Genomic DNA, 6,656 nt, shown 5'->3' with positions numbered 1-6,656 from the left:
CGTCACCGACCAGGTAGCCGACGGCCGGCAGGCCATGGGCGCCGAACGTCAGCTCGCAGGTCGGCGAAGACTTCAGTCCCATCTTGTGTTCCACCGCGGTGGTGAAGACCCCGTTGCGCGAACGTATCTCGAGTGTCTCCGGGTCGAACAGGTACTTGGGCACGTAGAACAGGCTCAAACCCTTGGTGCCGGGGCCGGCGCCCTCGGGGCGGGCCAGCACCAGGTGGAAGATGTTCTCGGTCATGTCCTGCTCACCACTGGTGATGAACCGCTTGACGCCCTCGATGTGCCAGGAGCCGTCCGCCTGCTTGATCGCCTTGGTGCGGCCGGCGCCCACGTCCGAGCCGGCGTCCGGCTCGGTGAGCACCATGGTCGCGCCCCACAGTCGGTCCGCCATCAGCTTGGCGATCTTGCGCTGCTCCTCGGTGCCGAGCTCCCAGACCACCCGGCCGAAGTCGGTGCCCGCGGCGTAGATCCACACCGCCGGGTTGGCCCCGAGCACCAGTTCGCCGGTGGCCCAGCGCAGCGACGGCGGGCAGAGCGTGCCGCCCATCTCCTCGGGCAGGCCGAGGCGCCAGTACTCGGTGTCCATGTACGCCTTGAACGAGCGCTTGAAGGACTCGGGCAGGGTGGCCGAGTGCTCGGACGGGTCGAAGTCCGGCGGGTTGCGGTCGGCGTCGGCGAAGGACTCGGCCAGCTCCGTGACGGCGAGGCGTTCGAGTTCGCCCAGGATCGTGCGCGCGGTCTCCACGTCTATATCGGGATACGCGGCGGAGCCGTAATGGTTCCCCGAGTCGAACACCTCGAAGAGGTTGAACTCGATGTCACGGAGGTTGGACTTGTAGTGCCCCATCGGGTGGTCCTTTGCGTCCTCGGCTACCTGCGAGTAGAACTGTGCGGTAACTTCATGATGCTACTCATGGGTAACTTCCCGCAAGCTTGCACGGTGACTTGGATGGTGCCCGCGGCACCTAGTGGCCCGCTACGCTCGTGGGTTGTGTACGGCTATAACGGTGACGATTCCGGCGGCGGACAGGTGCTCCAGCCGTCGCTCGCGGACGCGGTCCGCGCCTTCGCCTCGGGTGCGATCAGCCCGGAGGACTTCCATGCCGTCTTCACGACCTGCAAGGTGTACTGCCCGCGCGGGGAGCGGCCCGGCTTCCTCGCGCTGCACGACACCCCGCAGCCGGTGATCCCGATGTTCTCCTCCCTAGTGGAGCTGCGCCGATACTCGGGCGAGGAGTCGCGGTACTTCACCGTCACCGGCGCCGAGGTGCTGGACCTACTGCCGACCGGTTACGGCATCGTGCTCGACCTCGAGGGCGAGCACCGGGTCGTGTTCGACGCGCAGGCGATTGAGCAGATGATCGACTACACGATGAAGCGGATGTACGGCTAAGTACGGCTGAGCTCACCTCTAGCCACGATGCACACGGGGCGTTACTGTCCCTGGCATCACACGCGGTTTATCAGCCCTGTTCTGATCTCGATCGCGTCCTGTCTCGGCTCGTTTGACGCAGTATCAGACGTAGTACCAGCTGTACTGGGGGATAGCTCATGCCGCTTGGCTCAGGCTCCTTTCTCGACGAACCCGTGCTCATCACCGATCTGGTGAAGCGGCATCTCGGCCACACTCCGCGGGCCACCGCGGTCGAGTGCGGAGAGCACCGGCTGACCTGGCGCGAGCTGGACGCCCGGATCCGGCACGTGGCCTGCGGCCTGCGCGCCTCGATGGTGCGGCCAGGCGAGCGGTTCGCGGTGCTCTCGCACAACCACCCGGCCTGCCTTGAGGCGCTGTTCGCAGCCGCGCTGACCGGCACCACCGCGGTCATCCTCAACTGGCGGCTGCCGGACGACGTGATCATCGGGATCCTGCGCCGCGAGCAGGTGAAGCTGCTGTTCGTCGGCTCCGATTTCGCCGAACTGCTGGAGCGCATCCGTCCTGAGCTCGACGAGCTGGACACCGTGGTCATGGTCGGTCCGCCGAGCGACAACCCGCACGGCACCGACGACTACGAGCTCTGGCTGGAGCTGCACGAGACCGGTGAGGGTATGTACGAGGCCGCGAAGCATCGGCCGCACGTCGACGACCCGGTGCTTCAGGTGCACAGCGGCGACGATCATGAGCACGTGGCGTTCACGCATCGGGCGCTGCACCTAGGCGTCGCGGAGGTGACGCCGGAGCCGGGAGAGACGAAGGTCGTCGCCGATCCGCTGTTCCAGGTCCGAGGCATGTTGCACGCGCTGCACGGCATCAGGCACGGCGCGCGAACCGTACTCGTCCGTACGTGACCTTCTAGCTGCGCGGTTACCGCACGTCGCCGGTGCGTAAGGCGCCGACACGCGGTCGTGCGACGTATGCGTGGTAGTACGTCAATCGCGGCATATGTTGTCGATCATGGCACTGCGATCCACGAAGGCCCGCTGGTGCACGGCGGCTGCGGCGGTGTGCGCTGTCGTCTGCCTCTCGTTACCGTCCGCATTCGCCGAAGACCACCTGGCTGACGCTGCCGCGGCGCGCACGCAGGCGAGACCGCCCGCCGATCAGGCCGCGTTCCCCGACTTCTCCGGGCTGCCCGCCGTCTCCGGCCTACCCGTCCTCGGCGGACTGACCACCAGCGCACTCATGCCTGACTTGTTCGTCTCCTCATCCGCCTTCAAGTACATCAAGCGCACCCAGTCGCGGATTTACACCGGCAACGGATTCGATGCGTGTACCGCACCCTCTCTGCCCGCGATGACGGCATGGCAGAAGTCCTCGGGGTACCACGCCCTCGGCATCTATATCGGCGGTCTGAATCGCGCTTGCGCCCAAGGCAACCTCACGGCGAGCTGGGTCGGCTCCGTCGTGCGCATGGGCTGGCATCTCGCGCCGGTCTACGTCGGGCGCCAGGCGCCGTGCTCCCGACTGCCGCACCTCAAGCTGATCGATCCGAAGACCGCCACCGCGCAGGCCGTGGACGCCGCGGACGACGCCGCCAACCGTGCCGCGGCCCTCGGCATCGCCCGCGGTAGCGCGATCTACTTCGACCTGGAGAGCTACCCTCGCAAGAACGCCGCCTGCACGAATACCGCCCTGAGCTACCTGGGCACGTGGACACAGCGGATGCACGCGCACGGCTATCTCGCCGGGTTCTACTCTTCTGCGGGCTCCGGCATCACCGATCTGGTCGCGGCAGGGTTACCCGGCCATGTCTTACCTGACGCGCTGTGGATCGCGCGCTGGGACAACAAGTCGACGGTCCAGGATGCCGCGGTACCGAGTCGAGCATGGACGCCGCATCAGCGCATCAAGCAGTTCGCCGGCGCGCACAAGGAGTCGTACGGCGGCGTCGCGTTGAACGTCGACAAGGACTTCCTGGACGGCCCGGTCGCGCGGCTGCGGTAACCAACAGCGTTGCTGCGCAACACAACGGCGCGCGGTGATCGGGGATCATACTCGCGCGCCGTTGTACCTGCTGACTTAATGCGTGCTCGCTGCCGTACGTACGCCTACCAGGCGCGGCCCGGGTCCTGGCGTCCGCTGCCCGGCCGTCCCTGCGGAGGCCGGCCGTTGCCGTACTCGTCACGCTCCGGGCGGCGCTGCGCGGGCGGTCCGCCGCGGAAGAAGTCGCCGCGAGGGTCAGGGTTCTCGTATCCGGGCTGGCGCGGCGGCGGACCGCCGGCCGGGCGCCCGCGTCCCGGGTCGTACCCGCCGGGCCGGTCCCAGTTGCCCGACTGTCCGGGCTGGCCCATCGGCGGCCGACCACCCGGCATGGCGCCGCCCTGGCCGCGCGGCGCGCCGAAGCCCGGGCCCGCCGGACCCGGACGCCCCGACGCGGACGGCGGAAGCGCGGCAAGGCCCGCGGGCATCGGCCCGGACGGCCGCGGAACGGCGCCGAGGGACGGCCCCGGCGCCGTCATTTCCGGAGTGATCTGCGGGAGCAGGGTCGTCGCCGCGGCGTACGCGGGCTCGTACGGGGACGGCGCGGGCGCGGGGGTCGCGGCGTACGGGTCCGTGCCGTACGCACCGCTGTCGTAGGGCCCACCGCCGAGCGGGGAAGACGAACCGATGGCGCCGAGCGCCGACGCCCCCAGAGACGTCGATGAGCTCTGAGAGGGCGCCGGGGGCAGCGTGGTGAGGGACATGCCCAGCGGGTCGTCCTCGATCGCCTTTCGAGCCAGCTCGCCTACTGTGAGCGCCAGCTCGGTCGCCAGGTCGAGGGCACGCGGCGTGCGCGAGTTCTCCCGCATCCACCAGCACACGATCTGCACGATTGAGCCGGCCGCGTGCGGGCACAGGATGATGGCCGAGCGGATAGGCACCGGGTGCGGCGTCCCGCTGTTGAGCCGGTACCAGACGCCGTCGCGAAACCCGATGGCGGCTTGCCCCACCGAATCCGGCAGGACCACCTGGAACTGCCGCTCGAAGTCGCGGACCGACTGGTCATAGGGGGGAAGACTCATCGGGTCTCTCCCGGAACACGGCTCACGGACAGCATCATGAATCCGCCTAGGCGTCGCAGCGGTTGGGAAGTTGCTCGGAGTGCAGCGCGCCGAACATGCACCGAAGGTACTGAACAAGTGCCGTTTCCAACAGTCCTGCAGGGCACGACGTTGTCGCCATCCCCCGGCGCTGTTCCTCGCAGAGCGGCGCAAACGCGGACATACTGAAAGTAAATTCGAGGTAAGAGATACTTTTGGAGTGTTGCGCCCCATGATCGTCCCGTGTACGGGCTAGCCGTGCGACGCGTTCGGCTCTACGCTCCAGCGCACCGGTTTCCGAAGATGTACAGCGAGACGCCGAATCCGTGAGACAGGGTGGTACCGCGGTGCGATCGACGATGCAGGATGTACAGCTGTCGATTTCCTCCATCCTGCGTTACGGCGCCATGGCGCACGCACGCGCCGAGGTGTTGACGTATATCGGGTCGGGATTCCGTTCAGCCACCTTCGCCGAAGTCGCGCAGCGCGCCGCACAACTGGCCCACGGCCTGCGGGAACGCCTTGGCATCACGGGCGATCAGCGCGTCGGCACCTTCATGTGGAACACGCAGGAGCACGTGGAGGCATACCTCGCGGTCCCGTCCATGGGCGCCGTTATTCATACGATCAACATCCGGCTGTTCCCCGAGCAGATCGCGTACATCATTCAGCACGCCGATGACCGCGTCGTGATCGTCGACGACACCCTCGTCCCGCTGCTCGCCAAGCTCGCCGACCGGCTGCCGACCGTGGAGCACGTCGTCGTGGTCGGGGCCGCCGACACGGACACCTCAGCGCTCACCGGCGCCGGTAAGTCAGTGATCGGCTACGAGGAACTGCTGGCCGGACAGCCAACCACCTTCGACTGGCCCGAGCTGGACGAGCGCGAGGGCGCCGCGATGTGCTACACGTCCGGGACCACGGGCAACCCGAAGGGCGTCGTCTACAGTCACCGCTCGATCTACCTGCACTCCCTGGAGGTCTGCTCGCCGACCGGCTTTAGCCTCGACGACGCGCAGCGGGTGCTGGAGATCGTGCCGATGTTCCACGCGATGGCCTGGGGCCTGCCCTACGGCTGCTTCCTGTCCGGCGCGTCCATGGTGATGCCCGGCCGGTTCCTCCAGGCCGCGCCGCTCATCGCGATGATCCGCGAGGCCGGGGTCACCTTCGCCGGGGCCGTGCCGACCATCTGGTCGGACGTGCTGGCCGAACTGGACCGCACCGGCATCGAGCTGCCCACCTTGTCCCGCGCGGTGGTCGGCGGCTCCGCCTGCCCGCCTTCCCTGATCTCGGCTTTCGAAGAGCGGCACGGCGTGCAGATCATCCACGCCTGGGGCATGACAGAGCTCTCACCGCTCGGCACCGTCGCGCACCCGCCGGCCGACTCCGAGGGCGAGCAGCGGTTCCGCTACCGGTGCAGCCAGGGCCGCTTCCCGTCCCTCGTCGAGGCGAGGCTGATCGGCGCGGACGGCGAGATCGTCCCGCACGACGGCGAGTCGGTGGGCGAACTCGAGGTGCGCGGGCCGTGGGTCACCGGCTCCTACCACCAGGACGACGACCCGGCGAAGTTCCGCGACGGCTGGCTGCGCACCGGCGACGTCGGCACCATCACGCCCGAGGGCTTCCTCAACCTGACGGATCGTGAGAAGGACGTGATCAAGTCCGGCGGCGAGTGGATCTCCTCGGTCGAGCTCGAGAACCACCTGATGGCGCACCCCGCGATCGCCGAGGCCACCGTCGTCGGCGTGCCTGACGAGCGCTGGTCCGAGCGCCCGCTGGCTGCCGTGGTCTGGCGCGGAGAGCCGGTCCCGTTCGAGGAACTGTGCGCGTTTCTCGCCGAGCGGGTCGCCAAGTGGCAGCTTCCCGAGCGATGGACGGCCATCGACGCGGTGCCCAAGACCTCAGTCGGCAAGTTCGACAAGAAGGAAGTCAGGCGCCACTACGCGGCGGGGGACTACCAGGTCACGCAGCTCGGCTGAGCGCGGCGCACCAGATCAGCTAAGGCAGATCTTCGCGAGCAGATCCCCGATGCGGTTACCCACCTCGGAATCGGTCGACCGCTCCGCCAAATACAGCGCGCCGCTGCCACTGCGTAACCCGTTGGCGAACTGCGCAGTGTCGGTACCCAACGCCGTGTAGACGACTATGGGCGTCGTGGTCAGCCGCTCATGGTCACGCAGCCACTCGACGAT

Annotated in this window: 6 protein-coding genes and 1 pseudogene; 4 read left to right on the top strand and 3 right to left on the bottom strand. The window is 68.0% G+C overall.

The window, feature by feature from the left end; genetic code table 11:
* Positions 1-853, bottom strand: an 853-nt coding sequence (locus VFA06_RS06000; RefSeq protein WP_324839407.1) for an acyl-CoA dehydrogenase family protein, incomplete at its 3' end; no start/stop codon positions are given.
* Positions 854-997: 144 nt separating this feature from the next.
* On the opposite strand from VFA06_RS06000, the gene VFA06_RS05995 reads away from it, so the two are divergent.
* From VFA06_RS05995 to VFA06_RS05985, 3 genes are all read left to right on the top strand, one after another.
* Positions 998-1,399, top strand: coding sequence for an SseB family protein (locus tag VFA06_RS05995; protein WP_324839406.1), 402 nt, complete (start codon positions 998-1,000; stop codon positions 1,397-1,399).
* Positions 1,400-1,557: 158 nt separating this feature from the next.
* The gene (locus VFA06_RS05990) at positions 1,558-2,292 is read left to right on the top strand and encodes an AMP-binding protein (RefSeq protein ID WP_324839405.1); all 735 of its coding nucleotides are present in this window, start codon (positions 1,558-1,560) and stop codon (positions 2,290-2,292) included.
* A 106-nt stretch (positions 2,293-2,398) separates the two neighbouring features.
* Positions 2,399-3,388, top strand: coding sequence for a DUF1906 domain-containing protein (locus VFA06_RS05985; protein WP_324839404.1), 990 nt, complete (start codon positions 2,399-2,401; stop codon positions 3,386-3,388).
* Between the two features lie 104 nt (positions 3,389-3,492).
* Here VFA06_RS05985 and VFA06_RS05980 read toward each other — a convergent pair whose 3' ends face one another.
* Positions 3,493-4,446 (bottom strand): hypothetical protein, encoded by a 954-nt coding sequence (locus tag VFA06_RS05980; protein WP_324839403.1) that lies wholly within the window; start codon positions 4,444-4,446, stop codon positions 3,493-3,495.
* Between the two features lie 377 nt (positions 4,447-4,823).
* Here VFA06_RS05980 and VFA06_RS05975 point away from each other — a divergent pair, with 377 nt between their 5' ends.
* The gene (locus tag VFA06_RS05975) at positions 4,824-6,443 is read left to right on the top strand and encodes a long-chain fatty acid--CoA ligase (RefSeq protein ID WP_349260070.1); all 1,620 of its coding nucleotides are present in this window, start codon (positions 4,824-4,826) and stop codon (positions 6,441-6,443) included.
* A 15-nt stretch (positions 6,444-6,458) separates the two neighbouring features.
* On the opposite strand, the pseudogene VFA06_RS05970 reads toward VFA06_RS05975, so the two are convergent.
* A pseudogene (locus tag VFA06_RS05970) lies at positions 6,459-6,656 on the bottom strand (response regulator); the annotation flags it as partial.

This window comes from Actinocrinis sp., from assembly GCF_035653575.1.
GTDB lineage: Bacteria > Actinomycetota > Actinomycetes > Streptomycetales > Catenulisporaceae > Actinocrinis.
Note: the sequence above shows the minus strand (reverse complement) of the source record. Positions and strands in the feature narration are given on the sequence as shown.